General features: G+C 42.4%; 15 protein-coding genes and 1 tRNA gene. 9 read left to right on the plus strand and 7 right to left on the minus strand.

The features are described 5' to 3' along the window. The first annotated feature begins 6 nt into the window (after positions 1 to 6). From menB to PGR74_RS03245, 7 genes are all read left to right on the plus strand, one after another. Entirely contained in the window at positions 7 to 828 is an 822-nt protein-coding gene (gene menB / locus PGR74_RS03215; RefSeq protein WP_041503173.1) for a 1,4-dihydroxy-2-naphthoyl-CoA synthase, read from the plus strand. A gap of 4 nt (positions 829 to 832) precedes the next feature. Next, a complete protein-coding gene (locus PGR74_RS03220) occupies positions 833 to 1,879 on the plus strand; it encodes an o-succinylbenzoate synthase (RefSeq protein WP_041503174.1) in 1,047 nt (348 codons plus the stop codon). A gap of 10 nt (positions 1,880 to 1,889) precedes the next feature. Further along, positions 1,890 to 2,915 (plus strand): AMP-binding protein, encoded by a 1,026-nt coding sequence (locus tag PGR74_RS03225; protein WP_041503175.1) that lies wholly within the window; start codon positions 1,890 to 1,892, stop codon positions 2,913 to 2,915. Positions 2,916 to 2,980: 65 nt separating this feature from the next. Then, the gene (locus tag PGR74_RS03230) at positions 2,981 to 3,895 is read left to right on the plus strand and encodes a glutaminase (protein ID WP_041503176.1); all 915 of its coding nucleotides are present in this window, start codon (positions 2,981 to 2,983) and stop codon (positions 3,893 to 3,895) included. A 187-nt stretch (positions 3,896 to 4,082) separates the two neighbouring features. Further along, positions 4,083 to 5,489: a FimB/Mfa2 family fimbrial subunit gene (locus PGR74_RS03235; protein WP_270516692.1), complete on the plus strand. Its 1,407-nt coding sequence runs from the start codon at positions 4,083 to 4,085 to the stop codon at positions 5,487 to 5,489. A 116-nt stretch (positions 5,490 to 5,605) separates the two neighbouring features. Continuing rightward, on the plus strand, positions 5,606 to 6,322 hold the full coding sequence (locus tag PGR74_RS03240; RefSeq protein ID WP_041503178.1) for a YebC/PmpR family DNA-binding transcriptional regulator: 717 nt from the start codon (positions 5,606 to 5,608) through the stop codon (positions 6,320 to 6,322). A gap of 71 nt (positions 6,323 to 6,393) precedes the next feature. Further along, positions 6,394 to 6,469, plus strand: a tRNA-Lys gene (locus tag PGR74_RS03245). 63 nt (positions 6,470 to 6,532) lie between these two features. Here PGR74_RS03245 and PGR74_RS03250 read toward each other — a convergent pair. Further along, entirely contained in the window at positions 6,533 to 7,687 is a 1,155-nt protein-coding gene (locus PGR74_RS03250; RefSeq protein ID WP_041503179.1) for an AAA family ATPase, read from the minus strand. A 178-nt stretch (positions 7,688 to 7,865) separates the two neighbouring features. After that, positions 7,866 to 8,804, minus strand: coding sequence for a DMT family transporter (locus PGR74_RS03255; protein ID WP_041503472.1), 939 nt, complete (start codon positions 8,802 to 8,804; stop codon positions 7,866 to 7,868). A 424-nt stretch (positions 8,805 to 9,228) separates the two neighbouring features. On the opposite strand from PGR74_RS03255, the gene PGR74_RS03260 reads away from it, so the two are divergent. Together PGR74_RS03260 and PGR74_RS03265 are read left to right on the plus strand one after the other, a co-directional pair. After that, positions 9,229 to 9,678, plus strand: coding sequence for a lipocalin family protein (locus PGR74_RS03260; RefSeq protein WP_052634540.1), 450 nt, complete (start codon positions 9,229 to 9,231; stop codon positions 9,676 to 9,678). Positions 9,679 to 9,767: 89 nt separating this feature from the next. Next, complete coding sequence (locus PGR74_RS03265) at positions 9,768 to 12,446, plus strand: S9 family peptidase (protein WP_110688458.1); 2,679 nt, start codon at positions 9,768 to 9,770, stop codon at positions 12,444 to 12,446. Between the two features lie 44 nt (positions 12,447 to 12,490). Here PGR74_RS03265 and radA read toward each other — a convergent pair whose 3' ends face one another. The 5 genes from radA to carA form a co-directional block, all read right to left on the minus strand. After that, complete coding sequence (gene radA / locus PGR74_RS03270) at positions 12,491 to 13,855, minus strand: DNA repair protein RadA (protein ID WP_041503180.1); 1,365 nt, start codon at positions 13,853 to 13,855, stop codon at positions 12,491 to 12,493. 110 nt (positions 13,856 to 13,965) lie between these two features. Further along, positions 13,966 to 16,293: a transglycosylase domain-containing protein gene (locus tag PGR74_RS03275; protein WP_041503181.1), complete on the minus strand. Its 2,328-nt coding sequence runs from the start codon at positions 16,291 to 16,293 to the stop codon at positions 13,966 to 13,968. A 110-nt stretch (positions 16,294 to 16,403) separates the two neighbouring features. Beyond that, positions 16,404 to 16,802: a hypothetical protein gene (locus PGR74_RS03280; RefSeq protein ID WP_041503182.1), complete on the minus strand. Its 399-nt coding sequence runs from the start codon at positions 16,800 to 16,802 to the stop codon at positions 16,404 to 16,406. A 166-nt stretch (positions 16,803 to 16,968) separates the two neighbouring features. After that, the gene (gene carB / locus PGR74_RS03285) at positions 16,969 to 20,190 is read right to left on the minus strand and encodes a carbamoyl-phosphate synthase (glutamine-hydrolyzing) large subunit (protein WP_041503475.1); all 3,222 of its coding nucleotides are present in this window, start codon (positions 20,188 to 20,190) and stop codon (positions 16,969 to 16,971) included. A 28-nt stretch (positions 20,191 to 20,218) separates the two neighbouring features. Continuing rightward, positions 20,219 to 21,301: a glutamine-hydrolyzing carbamoyl-phosphate synthase small subunit gene (gene carA / locus PGR74_RS03290; protein WP_041503183.1), complete on the minus strand. Its 1,083-nt coding sequence runs from the start codon at positions 21,299 to 21,301 to the stop codon at positions 20,219 to 20,221. Positions 21,302 to 21,408: the final 107 nt, after the last annotated feature.

A 21,408-nucleotide genomic window follows, 5' to 3' on the forward strand; every position in this document is an offset into this window, starting at 1 on the left:
AATAATATGACAACAAGAAACTGGACCACAATTAAAGCATACGAAGATATCAAATTCGATTTCTTCGAAGGAATTGCAAAAATAACGATCGACCGGCAACAGGTGTACAATGCTTTCCGGCCGCAAACCAACGCGGAGATGCTGGATGCCATGGCCATATGCCGGGAACGAAACGATATTTATGTCGTCATCCTCACGGGTGCCGGGGATAAAGCATTTTGTTCAGGAGGCGATCAAAACGTAAAGGGGAGTGGTGGATATATAGACGAAAACGGAGTTCCCCGGTTAAATGTTTTAGACCTGCACAAAGCCATCCGTTCCATTCCTAAGCCCGTCATCGCCATGGTAAACGGCTATGCTATCGGGGGCGGCCATGTTCTGCATGTCGTATGCGACTTAACGATCGCTTCCGAAAATGCCCGTTTCGGTCAAACCGGTCCTAAAGTAGGAAGTTTCGACGGGGGATTCGGTTCTTCCTATTTGGCAAGACATGTCGGCCAGAAAAAAGCAAGGGAAATTTGGTTCTTATGCCGACAGTACACGGCCAGGGAAGCAGAAGAGATGGGAATGGTGAATAAAGTGGTGCCCTTCGAACGACTGGAGGACGAAACGGTAGAGTGGTGCAAAACCATCATGCAACGGAGCCCTATGGCCGTTCGGATGATCAAACGGGCGCTTAATGCCGAATTGGACGGACAGCACGGTTTAATGGAATTCGCCGGAGATGCCACTTTGATGTATTATCTTATGGAGGAAGCCCAAGAGGGCAAAAACGCCTTTTTGGAAAAAAGAGATCCGGATTTTAAAAAGTTCCCTAAATTCCCCTGATTCTATGCTAAAGGCATCCTATATCCCTTATCGTCTCGTCTTTAAACAACCGGCGGGAACTTCCAGAGGAATCCTGACGACAAAAGAGAGCTGGTTTATAAAAGTATGGGACACCGAGCGCCCCGAGGTCTTCGGGATAGGGGAATGCGCACTATTCCGGGGGTTAAGTGCCGACGATCGGCCCGACTACGAAAAACAACTGGAACAGGTATGCCTAAACATAGACCGATTACCGTTGGAGACATTGAATGATTGGAGTTCGATCCGTTTCGGCGTAGAAACCGCTTTGGCTGATTTGGGAAACGGGGGTAAACGTTGGATTTACCCTACCCCTTTCCTTGAAAATAGCCGGCCGATAGAGATTAACGGCCTTATTTGGATGGGAGACCGGAAAACGATGGAAGAGCGTCTGGTTGAAAAATTGAACGCCGGATTCCATTGCATAAAATTAAAAATAGGAGCAATCGATTTTCAATCGGAACTGGAACTATTGAAACTGATCCGTTCCCGTTTTAACCGTCACGATATAGAGTTACGGGTAGACGCGAACGGAGCCTTTACTCCCGATGAAGCCTTAGCAAAATTAGAACAATTAGCTCGTTACGATATCCACTCCATCGAACAACCCATTCGCCAGGGCCAATGGAAAGAGATGGCCCGGCTTTGTCGATTATCTCCCGTACCTATCGCCCTCGACGAGGAGTTAATCGGGATATCGGAAACAGAAAGAAAGAGAGAGTTGCTGATGACGATACAACCCCGGTACATCATATTAAAACCCGCCCTGACAGGAGGATTCTCCGGCGCGGAAGAGTGGATCGAAATAGCCGGTCGACTCCGTATCGGCTGGTGGGTTACTTCCGCCTTGGAATCGAACATAGGGCTAAACGCCATTGCCCAATGGACGGCAACACTACCTACCGCCATGCCCCAAGGGTTAGGAACCGGGCAATTATACATCAACAATATACCGTCTCCCTTAGAACAAAAAGGTTGTTTTATCAGTTATAATCCGACTAAAAAATGGGAATTGAATCCACTCTCTTTTTAATACCAACCGCATGAAACAAATTCGACTGAACGGCAAATCTTACACAAAACTTTCGGAAATCGATCCATCCGAAAATAAAGAAGTCGTCTCTTTTTTAAAAGAATGGTTCGACCCGAACGAATACGTTATTGGTCGTACATCCGGTTCAACAGGGAAGCCGAAAGAGATCCGACTTTTAAAAAAAGATATGCTGGCTTCCGCCCGGATCACCAATGCTTTTTTTGAAATAGGCCAGGAAACCAATATGCTGTTATGCCTCTCCCCCTCTTACATCGCCGGAAAGATGATGATCGTAAGAGCTTTGACGGCACAGGCAAATTTATGGGTTACTCCTCCTTCTTCCTCCCCTTTATCCCATTTCTCCGGAGCAATCGATTTTGCCGCAATGGTTCCCATGCAAGTAGATACAACATTATCAACCCCGGAGACAGCCAAACGACTTAACCGGATCCGGCACGTCATTATCGGAGGGGCAGCTACCTCTCCTTTACTCCATAAAAAGCTGCAATATATTTCTTCCCGTTGCTTCGGAACTTACGGAATGACGGAAACCGTCTCACACGTAGCTCTCCGTTATCTCAACGGTCCGCAGGCTTCCGATCCGTATTTTGCCATAGGCCAAGTCCGGTTTGCTACCGACGACAGGGATTGTTTGGTTATCCATACTCCGCATTTGCATACCGGAACATTCACAACCAACGATATCGTCCGGCTTATAGACGAGCGACACTTCGAATGGTTAGGGCGCCACGATAACGTTATCAATTCGGGGGGCATAAAGCTCTTCCCCGAAACATTGGAGCAAAAATTAGCCCCTTACATCGCTCAACGTTTTTTTATTACTTCCCAACCGGACGACTACTTGGGAGAAAAAGCCGTTTTAGTTATAGAAGACGCTCCTTGGGACAAGAAACGGTGTACAGCCCTGAAAAAACAAATAAAACAGTTACTTCCTCCCTACGAGGTACCTAAAAATATTCTATTCCAAAATCCGTTCCGGGAAACTTATTCCGGAAAAGTCATTCGAAAACTTTAAATCATGTCACGTACTTAACCCAAATAAAATCTTTCGTATATTTGGACCGATAAATTACGAACGAGATGGATTACAAAGAGGTCATCGAGAACATATACCAGGAAGTCAAACCCTTTTTCGGAAGAGGAAAAGTAGCTAACTATATTCCGGCTTTAGCCCACGTGGATCCGCACCAGTACGGTATTGCCATCGCTACTTTAGACGGTGAAATAATCGGTACCGGAGATTACCTCACCAAGTTTTCCATACAAAGCATATCCAAAGTTTTTACTCTGTCCATGGTTGTCCGTCACCTCGGAAGCGACTTATGGCAATACGTGGGACGAGAGCCCTCGGGTACTCCTTTTAACTCGTTAGTACAATTGGAACATGAGCAAGGTATTCCCAGAAATCCTTTTATCAACGCGGGAGCCCTTGTCGTTACCGATAAGTTAATGGACCTTTATCCGCGCCCCAAAGAAGCAATTTTACAATTTATTCGGGAGGTGGCAGGAAATGATGATATCTATTACGATAAAAACGTAGCCTCCTCCGAATTCGAACACGCCAGCAGAAACAAAGCTTTGGGGCATTTTATGAAAAGCTTCGGAAATATCCGGAATGACGTGGATTCACTGGTAGACGTTTACTGTCATCAATGCAGTATTGCCATGAATTGTGTCGATTTAGCCAAATCTTTTCTTTTTTTGGCAAATCACGGAACGAATCCTTATAATCAGGAAGAAATTCTTACCGTCAGTCGTTCCAAACGGCTTAGTGCCTTGATGCTGACCTGCGGATTTTACGACGAATCCGGAGATTTTGCATTCCGGGTAGGTATGCCCGGAAAAAGCGGCGTCGGAGGAGGAGTAGTAGCCATTATTCCCGGTAAACTCAGTATTGCCGTGTGGAGTCCCGAATTAAATCGCCATGGGAATTCATACATGGGCATAGAGACCTTGGAACGTTTTACCACCAATATTGGCATCTCTATTTTCTAACATTCCATTGGTTTCTCGTTTTTTTGTCATAATTTTGAAACACGGAGGCGTGTATTAAATCTCTTACCAAAATTATTTATCCGATGCTCCCTCCTTCTACTCGGGAAAAGAAGGAGTATATCCTCGTCTTATTACGTGATTTTATCACGGTACGTTAACATGCTGAAAAATAATAAATGTAGACCCCATGAAAAAATTAATTTTTCTACTCGTAATCGTATGCTTTTGCATAAGCTGCTTCATGGATGAAATCATTACAGGTCAGGAAACTCACGTTAGTTTTAGTACGACGCTTGCAGGTTCGCAGACGAAAGACGTAAACGCCGCGTTTTCCCGTTTACGCATTATCGCGTTCGATGAAACCAATCATGTCGCACGCCTATTTTCCTATTCGGAAGAAGATCTCGACGGAACCGACCTATCGATCAACCTCCCGATAGGCAATTATGACATTGCTTTTATTGCCAACGGAACGGATGAAAACGAAGTTAGTGCCAAAATAGGTGACCCGAAAGAGAAGATACTGTTGAAACTTTTAAAAACAGGTGAAAACTACCGGGAATCTTCTGAATTCCTCTCGGTCATACAACGCATGAATATTACCGAAAACTCACCTCCGGCCCCCATTGCCGTTCACCTCCAACGACGGGTCGGAAAAGTAATTGTCGAACTCAACGACATCGATCCGGATATCGATTCGATCAAAGTGGAACTGAAAGGAGTTCCATACACCTCTACCGTCGACGGAAGCAAACTCGGAACAGCCAATACTATCCTTAAAAAGTTAGCCCACGTGAAAGGTATGCGAACGTGTACGGCTGAACTCTTAACCTTTCCCGTTGCGGCCAATAAAGCGGAAATCGGAATTCTGTATACAAAAAATCAGGTCACCTACCGGGGTGTCATGCCCATGGCTCCTGCCATCCGAGCAAATCAGATCGTAAGAATATCCGGAAGATTCATCCCGACGACAAGACAAACTTTCAACTTTATTATTCAAGATTGGGACGAGAACATCATCGACGCGGGTAGCCAATTCACGTTTGACGACAATAACCCCATTGTCGCCGACGACCGACCGATTACAGGCAATCCGACCGGCCCGAATCTCCTGACAAACGGAGATTTTGAAACCTGGGAAACAGCTCCGGTAACCCCTGTCGGTTGGCTGGTAACCGGAGGAGCTCATAACGTTGTTCATAAAAACACGGATGCGACTTTCTCTCTCTCGGGTAACTCCGCTCGACTGGAACATCAAACCTATATTTATCAAGATATTCCGGTCATGGAAGGAGAATGTTTTCAAATCAAATTAAACGTAAACTCGACAGCGACCTCTTACGCTTGGAAAATAACCAGTACATGGCGTAAAGCATCAACCGCCCTATCCGGTTTCAACGAAAAACTTCAGACCCAAGAAACAAAAGCGACCGATGGCTGGATCGAACCTTTAGGAGCCAATAATAAATTCAGGGCTCCGATGGGAGCTAAATTCCTGAGAATAGAGATCAGAACCTACTCTCCGGGATCAAAAATACCAGACCCCGCAGAGGCTGTCTACGTGGATAATTTCGAAGTCCGCAAATTAGAATAACGATTTCATACGGGTCATCCCAATAAATTCTTTTTATTTCCTTTTTAGTTTTAAGTTTTACCATTAAATTTGCAACCCTAATTCAGAGATAGAATAATAATCAAATAGATACAACTATGGGAAGAGCGTTTGAATATCGTAAAGCACGTAAACTGAAGAGGTGGGGTAACATGGCCCGTACTTTTACTCGGATAGGTAAAGAAATTGATATCGCCGTGAAGGCCGGAGGACCCGACCCCGCAAACAATACACGCCTCCGTATCTTAATCCAAAACGCTAAGGCTGAAAACATGCCGAAAGAAAACGTGGAACGAGCCATCAAAAGAGCCGTTTCAAAGGATACCTCGGATTACAAAGAAGTGGTATACGAAGGTTATGCTCCTTACGGAATAGCAATTGTCGTTGAAGCCGCCACGGACAATAATACGCGTACGGTAGCCAATGTACGCCATGCTTTCACCAAATACGGCGGCTCTCTCGGAACCACCGGTTCTTTGGATTTTCTCTTCGACCGGAAATGCGTGTTCAAAATACATAAACCGGAAAATTTCGATATGGAAGGATTCGAGCTGGAAATGATCGATTACGGAGCTGACGAAATCTTCGAAGACGAGGACGGCATTATCGTAATTTACGGCCCGTTCGAGGCTTATGGAAACATCCAAAAATTCTTGGAAGACAACAAATACGACATCGTTAGCGGAGAATTCGAACGGATACCGTTAGATACGAAAGAATTGACTGAAGAACAACGTGCCGAAGTCGACAAAATCCTGGATAAACTGGACGAAGACGACGATGTCACCAATGTTTATCACAACATTAAAGAATAAATTTCTTGCAGATTAAAAAATATAGTTGCATATTTGCACCCGCAAATCAGTCAACACTGTAAGCAAAGGATGACTTCGTAGCTCAGCTGGTAGAGCAATTGACTCTTAATCAATGGGCCGAGGGTTCGAGCCCCTCCGAGGTCACCAAAATGAACCACCTGCGCAAGTAGGTGGTTTTATTTTGAGAAAAACTTCAGTCCCCGAGTGCTACTAAAGAGAATACCCGGTTCCGTATGTTTTAGCAAGCCAAAGACCAAAAAAGCGGTCATAAATCTGGTAGCTATTCTCCTCTTTAGTTATAAACTCTTTTTCCAATAACTGTTTCACCGACGATTGTACCGAACTGGGAGAGTATAGGCCATGCTTCCTTATAAATTCAGCCGAAGTGATCCCTGAAGCTTTTCCTTCCTTAGCAATAGCAAACAAGATCTCTTTTTGCCGTTCGGACAACATCGAAACCATACTCTGGTAAACTGTCCGGTTCGACTCTACCGTCATATGCAAGACAAAATCAGCGATAGTAACAGACATCTCTTCCCCGCTATCCAACTGTTCGTACAGTCGGTTAAAAACCGCCTGTATATACCACGTATGCCCGTCCAACAGATTATAGACTCGTGTTATACATTCGTCGGAAATTTTCTTTCCCGCTTTATTGAAATGATTCTGCACGAATTTTCGATAAGGTTCAAGTCCGATCGGTTCGAGATTCATATACGATGCACTCTGGTAGAAGGGCCTCGATGCCGAGAAAAAGATATTCTGCATCATATGGTGTTGACTCCCGCAAAATACAAAAGTCGTGTTCTTGCATTGCTGTATGTATGTACGCAAAACAGCCTCCACATTCTTTTCCGGGTATTTGGCTATTTGCTGAAACTCGTCTATCGCCACAATACAACGTTTATCCGCCGACTCGAGGTATTTGAATATCTCTTCCAATGACAACAGAGGTTGCCGGATCTCACCTATTCCGATATCAAAAACAGGTTGACCGCTAACCGGGTCGAGTTTGAAGGCAGGACGTAAAGAACTGATCGCCGAGAAAAAATGTTCCGCAAATTTTCTCCCCTTGGATTTCAAGGTCGTAAAAATATGTTTGCCGAGAATAAAAACGAACTCTTTTAAACTACCGGTAGCATAAATATCGATAAAAAAAGTATAGTACCCCCTTTCAATTTCCTTTTGATGGAAACAATGCTCTATCAGGCCGGTCTTTCCCATACGCCGAGGCGATACAACTACCATATTACGCTCGTTACGTAAGGCTCCGGTCAACTCTGCCGTTTCACTCTCCCGGTCGCAGAAATACACCTCCGAAACATACCCGTTTACAACAAACGGATTTTTGATTTTAGCAATCATTCTTCTCTTAATATTTGATATACAATTATTGCAAATATAATAATTATAAATTAAATAACAATATCTTATACAGCGTTATCGTCGATACTCAATCATGATTCCTATCACAATACAAGCGTATCGAGACCGGATATATCTCCTATCGTCTCTAATAACAAGGCAAAAACACTGATAAAATTCAATGCATTCGCTTTTTTTTGACCGGAAGTTTGGGAAAAAGTTTTCTAAAACGAACCAAATAGACGGTAACATTACTTCCTGCAATAATAAGGGTTACGGCAGAAACAATCATGAGTATCCCGCAAGCCAATCTCATCGTAAAAGATTCTCCGAAGACGGTTACACCAAAAAAAACGGCAGTCAGGGGTTCCAAAGCCCCCAAAATGGCCGTCGGCGTCGAACCGATGTATTGGATGGCTTGAGTAGTACAAAGAAACGAAACAGCTGTCGGAAAAATAGCCAAGGCGATCAAATTACCCCACAAATACCAGGTATCGACAACCCGCAAACTCATCCCGAAATCAACCCGCACTAAAAATAAAGTCATTCCGAAAAGCAACACGTAGAACGTCAATTTTAGCGTCGCGATATCTTTTAGCAGGGGACGGTTTACAGCGACAATATAAATGGCATAGGAAAGAGCTGAAATAACGACTAAAATAACTCCTGTCAAATTAAGCGTCGTACCGTCATCACCTTTATAAAGCAACCCTATTCCACCCAAGGCCAATAAAATACATACGATGGTTTGCAATGTCAGTCTCTCTTTAAATACAAAAGCCATAATCAATGCCACCATAATCGGATAGACAAACAATAAGGTAGACGCAATACCGGCTTCCATGTAATTATAGCTTTGGAAAAGAGTAAGGGAAGAAAGAGAAATCAACAATCCCATGATAATCAGCGGGACGATCTCTTTCCGTTTTAACTTGAAATCACGTCCCCTCGCCTTAATCATGATTCCCAACACGGGGATAGCGAACAAATACCTTAGAAACAGAACCGAATCAGGATTCATTCCCGCCTTGTATAGAGGAAGTGCAAATAAGGGATTCATACCGTAAGTCGCCGCCGCAATAACCCCTAAAATATATCCTTTAGCCTTTAAATTCATCATTGGTAAGACATTTTTATATCCACTATAAGCCAACAAATTAAAATGGTTGCAAAGATACCATTTTGTTTTCACAAAGAAGAAAGAATTCTGCGATTCCGTAATACTCATGCTGGACGGATCAGGGAAGCCGTCCTGTCCCGCTTTACTATTATTGAATCCTATTCAATATTATTTCACTTTAAAATAGCACTTTTGCCCCGTCCCCAAGTGCTACCCAAGTGCTATTACGTCACATAGAGATAAAAGTGACAAAAAAATGTTTGGCCGTTATCCAAAAATGAATACTTTTGCAGCACCTAACGAGAAACCTCCCTTACTTACTTTAGATTGTTAAGATAAAGTCAAAAAGAAAACCGGATTAATCCTTTTTGATCCGGAGAGTGTAATAATAGTAAAACCTTAATTTTTTAAAAACAAAAACATGAAAAACTTAATTTACTTTGGTTTAATTTTAATTTTTTGTGCCTGTAGCAGTAATCCTCAAAAAGAGATGGAAAAAAAACTCATCGGGGAGTGGTGTAACCCTTATACCTATCAGTCTACAGGAGAATTAAAAGGATTCAATTTCAAAAAAGACGGAGTATGCGAAGCCATCAACATTCCTTCATTGGATTTGAAAACCTGGGAAATCAAAGACGGTTACCTGATCATTAAGGGAACCAGCATTGAAGAAGACGGTTCAAAAGAGGCTTACGAAACAAAAGAAAAAATCGAACAGCTGACAGCCGATTCATTATCCTTAGTCGTACAAGAAGCCAATCCTCGCCTTGCTTTTTTGTATTTGAATACCAAAATCATTAAGGAAAAAGTTACTCCTCAGGCAAATACGACCGTAGAGCAAGATTCTACCGTAAATACCGATGTTCAATAATAACATTCTCCGGAGATACCTCAAGATTCTTTTTTAAAAGGATAAGACTTAAAAATTTTGAGGTATCTCCGCTCAAATTTTTATAATATATGCATTATCTACACTCACTCTTTCTTTTTCTGTTTCTCTCTCTCTCTTTTCATCTCTCCGGTATAGCCCCAAAAAAAGCATTGGACGAAGAAGCTTACAAGCAATGGAGATATGTTAATTCCTACGAATTATCCATGAACGGGAAATGGGTTAAATACCGTTACCTGTATCACGATAACGAGGATAAAAATAAAGATGCGCGCCAAACCTACTACCTATACGAAGTAAAAACCGGAAAAACCATTACACTGAATCAAATCGACTTCTATCAATTTTTCGCCTCGGGAGAATGGATTACTTACAGTCGAGCCACTTCCGAAAATAATTCAGAATCTCCCGTAATAGCCAGATCTTTAAAAAACCAAAAGGAGACCGTATGTCCCGAGGGGGCCGAATTTAGTCTTTATGCCCCTCAATTCTCCTATTTTCGGGAAAACGACCAAGCCTTAATAATAAAAAATATAGAAACCAACGACAGCATCATTTTGGAACACATCGGGAACTATCAATTGTACGACCGGGACTCCAAAATAATATACATCGAGCAAACTCCCTCCTGCAATATCATTCGTTACGGTAATGTATTTCATACACAACAACATAAAACATTATATCGAGATTCGACAAAATCCCTCTCTTTTTTCAGATTCGATGAACGGGAAAAGAAAGGAAGTTTTATCGTTATCGCCGATACCAATTATAAAACGGCAAAAAATCTCTATATTTTTTCCTTGCAAAATAATTCGGCAATTAAATTAGTAGATTACAGCGAGATCGACACCCTATCAATGGATATCGAGTCCGCAGAAATTTTAGGAGATAATAAATTTCTTCTATACGATCTGCCTACTCCCCGAAAACCACGTCCCTCCCGGGGAGAAAAAGACGAAAGTTTCCAATTGGAACTTTGGAGTTGGAATGACGAGATGATCCCGTCTCAACAGGCAAAAGGAGGTATCTTAAACCCTATGCCCTCTCCCTCGAAAGGGATCTTCGATCTGCAACGAAAGAAACATTACAAAATTTGTGATTCCGACTATTCCGCTTTATACATCCAAAACGGCAAAGATCCTAAATTCGCTTTTAAGACAGACAATATTCCTTACCGAAAGTTCAGAGATTGGCAACACGATACCAGATATGACCTTTATCTGGTAAATTTAGCTGACGGGGAGAGTAAAATGATCGCCCAGGCGTTAACCCGACCCGTTCAATGGACACCGAACGGAGATCACATCCTCTTTTTCGACAACACGAATTCATCCTGGATACTATTGAACCCGGAGACCTTTACCCGAAGAAAACTAACGGATGAAATTCCCTATCCTTTACAAAACGAATTGTATGACAGGCCGAACCCCGCACCCCCGTACGGTATTGCAGGGTGGAGTAATGACGGGAAAAAATTACTCGTTTACGACCGATACGATATCTGGGTGGTCGATTTGGAAGGCGAGGAAAAAACCCATTGCTGGACAAAGGGAGCCGGTCGCAAACACCATACTGTCTTCAGGTTTGTCAATCCCGAAAGAAACGAGTTGTTCATTGACCTGAACAAAACCCAGGAAATCTATTCCATGAATTGGGAAAACAAAGATCATGGAATATACCAACTTTCTCCCCATGGAAAATTAACACCCAAAATAGAGGGAGCATTCGATATCGAAATTCTTCAAGAGAGTGAAGACCGAAAAACAGTCGTATGTTTCAAACAAAGCTACGAAGAGGAACGGGATTTATGGATCTGTGACCGTTCTTTCAAACGAATGAAAAAGATAACCTCAGCGAACCCGCAACAAAAAGAGTATGCTTGGGGATCCGTTCAACAAGTTGAATGGACCAATTACGACGGAAAACGGAATCAAGGATTGCTCTATCTTCCGGACAACTACGATCCGAACAAAAGTTATCCTTCCATCGTCACGTTTTACGAGACACATACTCCGGAAATGCATATTCATCCTGTTCCGGGACTAAGCCATGCCATGATCGATATTCCGACTTACGTCAGCAAAGGCTACATCGTGTTCCAGCCGGATGTCTATTTTAAAATCGGTGAACCCGGCAAAAGCTCTTACAATGCCGTTGTCAGCGGTACAAAAGCTTTAATGGACCGGCAGATCCTGGATTCAAACCGTATCGGACTGCAAGGACACAGTTGGTCGGGCTTTCAAGTAGCTTATATCGTTACTCGAACCGATCTATTCAAATGCGTCAATATCGGGGCCGCGTTGATCAACATCACATCCGTATACACCGGGATAAGAGACGAGGGAGGAATAGCTTGCATGCTTATGTATGAAGATTGGCAATGTCGTATGGGTAAAACATTATGGGAGGATCTACCGGGATATATTGAAAATTCGCCTCTTTTATTTGCCGACAAAATTCATACTCCGGCCCTGATTTTTCATTGCGATAAAGACGAAGCCGTGGCATTTTACGACGGACGCAACCTGTTCCTGGCCCTGCGAAGACTACAACGGCCGGCATGGTTATTAAATTACATGGGAGAGGGACATTTCCTGAGATCCCGTCCCGCACAGGTCGATTGGACCATAAGGATGGAACAGTTTTTCGATCATTATTTAAAAGATACTCCTCTACCCCGGTGGATGAAAGAGGGAATCAATATCAAAGAGAGAGGTTATGATCAAAAATACGATTTAACAAAATAGCTTCTACAAAAAGGCAAAAGGCTGGTCATACGATCAGCCTTTTATCATTTAAAAAGTTCCCGACATATATCAGCAATTTTTGAAAAGGAACGGACATCAATTTTTTCGTTTTTTTTGGTCAAGGCCTTCTTGTTTCCGGTAGGAATAAAAATCCGCTTAAATCCTAATTTCTCCGCTTCGGCTATCCGCTGTTCGATACGACTAACGGCTCTGATCTCTCCGGATAAACCGACTTCTCCGGCAAACACCGTATCTTTGGGAAGAGCCGCATCCATATTAGAAGATAACACGGCCATAACGACCCCTAAATCAAGAGCGGGATCGCTCACCCGAATACCTCCGGCAATATTTAGAAAGACATCTTTCGCCGCCAAACGGAAACCGACTCGTTTTTCCAAAACCGCCAATAACATATTCAAACGTCTCGTATCAAAACCGGTAGCCGAACGCTGAGGCGTTCCATAAGCAGCCGTGCTTACCAACGCCTGTACTTCCAATAAGATAGGCCTTACACCCTCTACCGTAGCCGAAACGGCTATACCGCTCAACTCTTCCCCGTGATTCGACAACAACAACTCGGAAGGATTCGTCACCTGACGTAATCCCGATTGCAACATTTCATAAATTCCGATTTCGGAAGTCGATCCGAAGCGATTTTTCATGGAACGCAAAATCCGATACATGTATTGCTGGTCTCCTTCAAACTGCAAAACGGTATCCACCATATGTTCGAGTATCTTGGGACCGGCCAATTGGCCATCCTTGGTAATATGCCCGATCAATATGGTTGTAATCGTATTCTCCTTTGAAAATCGTAACAGCACGTTCGTACACTCTCGAATCTGAGAAAGGCTACCGGGAATAGCATCGACGCTTTCTGTTGCCAAAGTCTGGATAGAATCAATAATCAACAACTTAGGCTCTAAAACCTTGGCATGCTCCATCACCGCCTCCAAAGAATTACCGGAAAGAAACAGGCAATCGTCATTTTCCGCCCCTAAACGTTGTGCCCGCATCTTAATCTGGGAAACACTCTCCTCCCCCGAGACGTAAAGTACCTTACCGCAACGATTATGAAGGGCAAATTGAAGGACTAAAGTAGATTTACCGATCCCCGGTTCTCCTCCCAATAAAATCATGGAACCGGGGACTAAACCTCCCCCGAGAACCCGGTTCAACTCATCGTCCTTCGTGTCCATCCGTTCGTCAGCATTGGTCTTCACTTCCGACAATCTTAAAGGTCTTAATGAACTCCCTCCGAGTCCGGAGGCTGTCCGATTACCTTTCGTGATGACTTCAACCTCCTCGACAAAACTATTCCACTCCCCGCAAGTAGAACATTTTCCAACCCACTTGGACTCTTTGGCTCCACAGTTCTGACAAACAAAAACGCTCTTTGATTTTACCATACCCTCCGTATATTTAGTAATGTATCATACTGTAATAGAAAGTTTTCCGGACGCAAAGACCAAACAAGGAACCCTTTTTACAATCGTTAAATTCGGAATACAAATCCCAACTAAAAAAATTCCTCCTCCTCCGGCTGGACCGCTCTCCCGTCTTTTTCCTCATCACCACAATCCAACACGTTATTCATGCCCACAGGAGCTTCAAAATCCCGTTGAGGCATGGCAATAGATTTATCCGCATATACTTTTTGCATAAATAAAGCCCAAATCGGCAAAGCCATACTGGCTCCTTGTCCGTTCGCCAAATTTTGGAAATGGATCGAACGATCTTCAGCTCCTACCCAGACTCCTCCTGCCAAATCAGGAGTGATACCGATAAACCAACCGTCGGAATGATTTTGCGTCGTACCCGTCTTGCCTCCAATCGGATTCGTAAAATGATACCGGAAGCGGATACGCCTTCCCGTTCCTTCATCGACAACCGCTTTCAAAAGACTTGCCATCAGATAAGCCGTGTTTTCAGTAATAACCTCTCTCGATTCCGGTTCAAGACGGGCCAACACATTCCCGTATTTGTCTTCAATCTTCGTTACCATCATCGGAGAGTTATAGACTCCCTTATTAGAGTATATAGAAAAAGCGGACACCATCTCTTTTACGGAAATTTCGGAAGATCCTAAAAACAGGGCGGGCACGGGATCGATAAAACTGGTAATTCCCATTTTATGGGCCATTTGAGCCACCGCTTCTGGAGTAAACTGTTTCATTACCCATCCAGAAATATTATTTACGGAATTGGCTAATCCCCATTTCAACGTTACCCACTCGTTTTCCCTTTTATCCGTGGAGTTCCGCGGAGTCCAGGTTGTCCCGTCAGGCAACACAAACGTTTGGGCGACATTCAATACTTTCTGACAAGGAGCCAATCCTTCCTGCATGGCCAATGTATATAGAATCGGCTTAATCGTTGATCCTACCTGACGCTTTCCCACACTTACCATATCGTACATAAAATAACGGTAGTCCGGTCCTCCCACATAGGCTTTTATATTACCTGTCTTCGGATCCAGCGCCATAAAACCAGCACGGAAAAACGACTTATAATGTTTTATCGAATCCATCGGAGATAAAAGCGTATCCCGAACACCTTTCCAAGTAAAAACAGACATTTGGACCGGTTTCAAGAACTCTTTTTTTATCTCTCTATAAGTTTTACCTTCCGCCAGCATAGATTTATAACGATCGGACCGTTTGATAGCCTGATTCATAATATCTTCTATTTCCTCTTTTGTCATATCGTTCGAGAAAGGAGGATTTCTTTTTTGTACTCTTTCATTATGAAAGGTAGGCTGCAAAGTCTGTCCCAAATGTTCGGCAACGGCCTCTTCCGCGTATTTCTGCATACGCGAATCCAAGGTCGTATAAATCTTTAAACCGTCGGAATAGATATCGTAATGTGAGCCGTCAGATTTAATATTCTTATTACACCAACCATAAAGCGGATTCGTTTCCCAGGCGATGGAATCTAAAGCATATTGAGACTTATTCCATTTGTAATCCTCCCGTTTCGGTTTATTGGCCGTCATAAACTGCCTTAAATATTCTCTAAAATAAGTAGCAATTCCCTCTTTATGATCCTCTTTTCTAAAATCGATACCCAAAGGCAAAAGGACCAAAGAATCGTATTCCGCCTGAGTGATTTTACCGTATTTATACATTTGTCCCAATACCACGTTCCTGCGTCCCAAGGTCTTATCCGGACGACGGATAGGATTAAACAACGAAGGATTTTTAGCCATACCGATCAACATAGCAGCCTGTTCTACCCGTAAAGAATCAGGAGTTGTCGCAAAATAAATATTAGCTGCCGAGTTTATACCGACCGCCAGATTTAAAAAATCAAATTTATTAAGATACATGGTAATGATCTCCTCTTTCGTGTAACTCTTTTCCAACTTCACCGCGATGACCCATTCCCGAAATTTACGCAAAGCCAATTCCATAAAATTCTGATTGGCCGAGCGCGGAAATAACATCTTGGCCAATTGTTGTGTGATCGTACTTCCTCCCCCGGAAGAACTATTTCCCGTAACCATTCCTTTCGCCACCCGGAACAGACCCCGTATATCAATACCGCTATGCTCATAAAAACGTACATCCTCGGTGGCAATCAACGCATCTATCACACTCTGGGGAATATCGTGATAATCCGTGTAACGCCGGTTTTCACTTCCCCGAAAATATTTTCCGATAATTTTCCCATCTGCCGAATAAATCTCGCTGGCAAAACGATTATTCGGATTCTCCAGTTCTTCGAAAGTAGGCATAAAACCTAACTTCCCGTCAGATATCAAATAAAAAAAGAAAAAAATACCTGCCACGAAAAGAATAAACAGACTCCAAAAAATTGTAAAGCTTTTCCAATACCTTTTTAACATCCTAATCCGTATTAATTTTGAGACGCAAAGTTAGAAAATAAATCCGAATCTTTCCCTCATCATATATTCTTAACTCCCTGACCTTCCTCCATAAAACTCACGTATACAAACTATTCCAAAACCTCAAGAATAATTTTTAAATCATTTATCTCGCATTCGTTAGATCGGATCTGAAGCAATACACCGGGAGAAGTCCACGGACAATCCAAAACCTTCTCTTTTAAATCGCCTTTTTTAATCGGAAATGTTATTCTGGATTTTACCGATTGTCCCGTATTTTTTACTACAAGCAAAGCATCGCAATCCACTTTTCCCTCGAAACGGATTTTTAATCGTTCCGGCTTCTTGAATTTGGACTTAAAATCAAAAGAAGCCTCTTTTTGATGAATAACGGTAAAAACCTTCATCTCCGAACTTCCTACTTGCTGATACCATAAAATCACACCTATTACAAACAATACCAACAAAGCCCCTGTATAAACCAATCGATTTATTTTTCTCCTATCCATAATTTCAGATTATTATTCCGTAAAAATAAATGATTTTCTCCTATTTCCGGCACAGGTTTATTTTGTTTTTGAATAAAAAGCAAACAAACCACAGATTGGGCTATAACTCTGTCATGACATAGAAGCATTTACGCTATAACATTTTCAATTGACGAATGCCAGGCGATCAATATTCGTCCCAACTTTTAATCACGATCTCACCCGCCCCTACTTTACAAACCGCATAAATAAAAGCACTCGCCAAGCGGGCATTCGTTATCAACGGAATATTATAATCCACCGCCGCCCGGCGAATTTTATAACCATTATCAAGTTCTCTTTTCGTATGGTTTTTAGGTATATTGATCACCAAATCCACTTTTCTCTCTCTCAAAAATTCCATGACATTCGGCTTTTTGTCCTCATCCGGCCAATATAGAACAGTAACCTCTATTCCATTCTCTTCAAAGAATTTTGCCGTACCTTCCGTAGCATAGATGGCATATCCTTTTTCCCGTAACATCCGGGCAGAAGTTAGCAGCTCCACTTTCGAACGGGAAGGGCCTGAAGAGATTAAAATATTCTTACAAGGAATCCGGTGTCCGACAGAAAGCATACTTTTCAATACCGCTTCATAATAATTCTCCCCTATGCAACCGACCTCTCCGGTAGATGCCATATCAACCCCCAATACCGGATCTGCCTTTAATAACCGGGCAAAAGAAAATTGGGAAGCTTTGACTCCCACGTAATCCAAGTCAAAGACCGATTTATTCAAAAACTCCACTTTTTCTCCCAACATGATCCGGGTAGCCATATCTATAAAATTATATTTCAATACTTTTGAAACAAACGGAAAACTTCGCGATGCTCTTAAATTACATTCTATCACTTTAATATCATTATCTTTCGCCAAAAACTGCATATTGAAAGGACCGGAAATATTCAACTCCTTCGCAATCGACCGAGCTATTTTTTTTATCCTCCGTATAGTTTCTATATAAAGTTTTTGAGCCGGAAATACAATGGTCGCATCCCCCGAATGGACCCCTGCAAATTCGATATGTTCACTGATAGCGTAAGCTTTGATCTCACCGTCCTGAGCAACTGCATCGATCTCGATCTCTTTCGCCTGTTCTATAAATTCGGAAACCACCACCGGATGATCCTTAGAAACTTCAGCTGCCAGTTCAAGAAAATATATCAACTCCTCCTTATTCGATACCACGTTCATAGCAGCTCCGGAGAGCACGTAAGAGGGACGTATTAAAACAGGAAAACCGACCTTATCCACAAACTGATAGATATCCTCGATACTTGTCAATTCACTCCACCGCGGCTGGTCTATACCCAGTTCATCACACATAAAAGAAAATTTTTGCCGATCTTCCGCCCGGTCGATAGACTCCGGAGAAGTTCCCAGAATAGGTACCAGTTGCCCGTGCAAACGCATAGCAAGATTATTGGGAATCTGTCCTCCCGTAGAAACGATCACTCCTTTAGGCCTTTCGAATTCTACGATATCCATTACCCGCTCAAAAGAAAGTTCGTCAAAATAGAGTCGATCGCAAATATCGTAATCCGTACTCACCGTCTCCGGATTGTAATTAATCATTACCGAACGATAACCCGCTTTACGAATCGAATTCAAAGCACTAACCCCACACCAGTCAAATTCGACACTACTCCCGATACGATAAGCTCCAGACCCTAACACGATAACAGAACGGTGATCGTGCTCATATTCAATATCATTAGCTTCTCCGCCATAGGTTAGATAAAGATAATTGGTCAATGCCGGATACTCGCCGGCCAACGTGTCTATCTGTTTTACACAGGGCAAAACACCTAATTTCTTACGATAACTTCTGATTTTTAACATCTTCTCATGAGGTGAAAGAGAGGAGTCCCGAATCACCAAACGACCGATCTGGAAATCCGAAAAACCGTATCGTTTGACTTTTCTTAAAAATGATTTATCTATACTTGTCTCTTTCTCCAAAGATCCCAACTCTTCTTTCAGCAAATGGATATTTTCCAAACGCTGAAGGAACCATCTGTCAATACGCGTTTTTTCATGGATTTGTTCCACGCTATATCCTTTATCAAAAGCAGCCGCAATAGCAAAAATACGAGTATCCGTAGGATGAATGAGCTCTTCATCGATATCCTTTACCTTTACCCTTACCCTATTACCGACAAAACCGTGCATCCCTTGACCGATCATTCGAATTCCTTTCTGAATCGCCTCCTCAAAAGACCTCCCTATGGCCATAATCTCCCCCACACTTTTCATAGAAGAGCCTATCAGCTTGGAAACACCTCCAAACTTATTTAAATCCCAACGCGGAATTTTACAAACCACATAATCTAAAGCAGGTTCAAAACAAGCCGTCGTTATTTTAGTCACCGAATTTTTTATTTCGTGTAATCCGTAACCCAATCCCAATTTTGCCGCAACAAAAGCCAAGGGATAACCGGTAGCTTTTGAAGCCAAGGCACTCGATCTGGACAATCTGGCATTTACCTCTATCACCCGGTAATTTTCCGAATTCGGATCCAATGCATATTGTACATTACACTCCCCGACGATACCTATATGCCGGATTATTTTGATAGCAATGGCTCTCAGTTTATGGTACTCACTATTACTCAGCGTTTGGGAAGGAGCGACTACGATACTTTCGCCGGTATGAATGCCTAACGGATCAAAATTCTCCATATTACAAACAGTAATGCAATTATCGTATCGGTCTCTGACAACCTCGTATTCGACCTCTTTCCATCCCTTCAACGACTCCTCCACCAGAACCTGAGGAGAATAAGAAAAAGCACTATCTAACAGCCGTTTAAACTCGTCCATAGAGGAACAAAAACCGGACCCTAATCCTCCCAACGTATAAGCAGCTCTGACAATCACCGGGAAACCTACCTTTTGAACTGCAGCGATAGCTTCTTCCATTGTACCTGCCGCAATACTTTTAGGAGTACACACCTGAATTTCAGATAATTTACGCGCAAAAATCTCTCGGTCTTCCGTATCAATAATCGCTTGCACGGGAGTTCCCAATACCTCTACATCATATTTTTTTAAAATTCCCATCCGATGTAAAGTAATCCCGCAATTTAAAGCCGTTTGTCCGCCGAAAGAGAGAAAAATACCATCAGGACGCTCCTTCTCTATTACTTTTTCTACAAATTCGGGAGTCACCGGCAAATAATAAATTTTATCCGCTACTCCTTCCGAGGTCTGTACCGTAGCAATATTAGGATTAATCAACACGGAATAGATTCCTTCTTCCCGTAAAGCTTTCAAAGCCTGTGAACCTGAATAATCAAATTCTCCCGCTTCCCCGATCTTTAAAGCTCCCGAACCTAAAAGTAATATTTTCTTTATCTCTCTCATCATCATCTATTTTACAATGTTCAAATTCTAATTATCTATCCGTTCTCTCCATGGCTCTTATAAAATCGTCAAATAAAAATTCCGTGTCTACAGGTCCACTCGAAGCCTCGGGATGAAATTGCGTCGAAAAAAAGGGTTTCGTTTTATGCCGGATTCCTTCATTCGATCCATCATTTACATTCACGAAAAGAGGTTCCCACTCTTTCGGCAAAGTTCTTTCATCTATAGCAAAACCGTGATTTTGCGATGTAATATAGCAACGTTGGCTACCCGGTTGCACGACCGGTTGATTATGGCCTCTATGCCCGTATTTCATCTTGTAGGTTTGTGCTCCCGCAGCCCGAGCCATCAATTGGTTTCCCAAACAAACACCCATTATAGGAATACTCTTTTCCAACATAATCTTTATGTTTTCTATGGTTTTACCACACATGGCCGGATCTCCCGGACCATTGGATAAAAACAAGCCATCGTATGTTTCCCGTGTAAAATCGTGATCCCAAGGAACTCGTTTTATCGCAACATCCCGTTTCAGCAAACAACGCAATATGTTATTTTTCACACCACAGTCCACAAGCAATACTTTATACTTTCCATCTCCATACTCCATAATTCCCTCCGTAGAAACCTGCGCGACAATATTATCCTTATTCGGATCATAGAAAGGAACCTCTTTCCCATCAAATACGATCTTCCCTAACATGGCTCCATTTTCCCGCAATTTTTGTGTTAATGAACGGGTATCTACACCGAAAATTCCGGGAACTTTTTGTTCTTTTAACCAATCTCCCAGATTTTTTCGCGAGTTCCAATGACTGTATTGAAAAGAGTAATCGGAAATCACCAAAGCGCTACAATGAATTCGGTCCGATTCAAAAAATTTGGAAATACCATCGCATTCATCATCCACCGGAACCCCGTAATTCCCAATCATCGGATAAGTAGGTACTAAAATCTGACCCTTATAAGAAGGATCCGTCAAACTTTCGGGATAACCCGTCATTGCCGTATAAAAAACAACTTCCCCGGAAACCGATTTCTCGTAACCAAAGGAAGTTCCTTCATAAACAGTCCCGTCTTCCAAAACCAGACGAGCATTTTTTAAATCATGCATATTTATTCTATTTCAATACAGATTATGATTAATTTTCGGCAAAAATAGGGGTTATTTTTGAAGATTCAAAGCATGTTTATGTATTGTAACAAATAAATATGCAATTT

Origin of the sequence: Sanguibacteroides sp. AM78-02pH3A (genome assembly GCF_027666085.1) — a bacterium.
Taxonomy (GTDB): Bacteria; Bacteroidota; Bacteroidia; order Bacteroidales; family Marinifilaceae; genus Gabonibacter; species Gabonibacter massiliensis.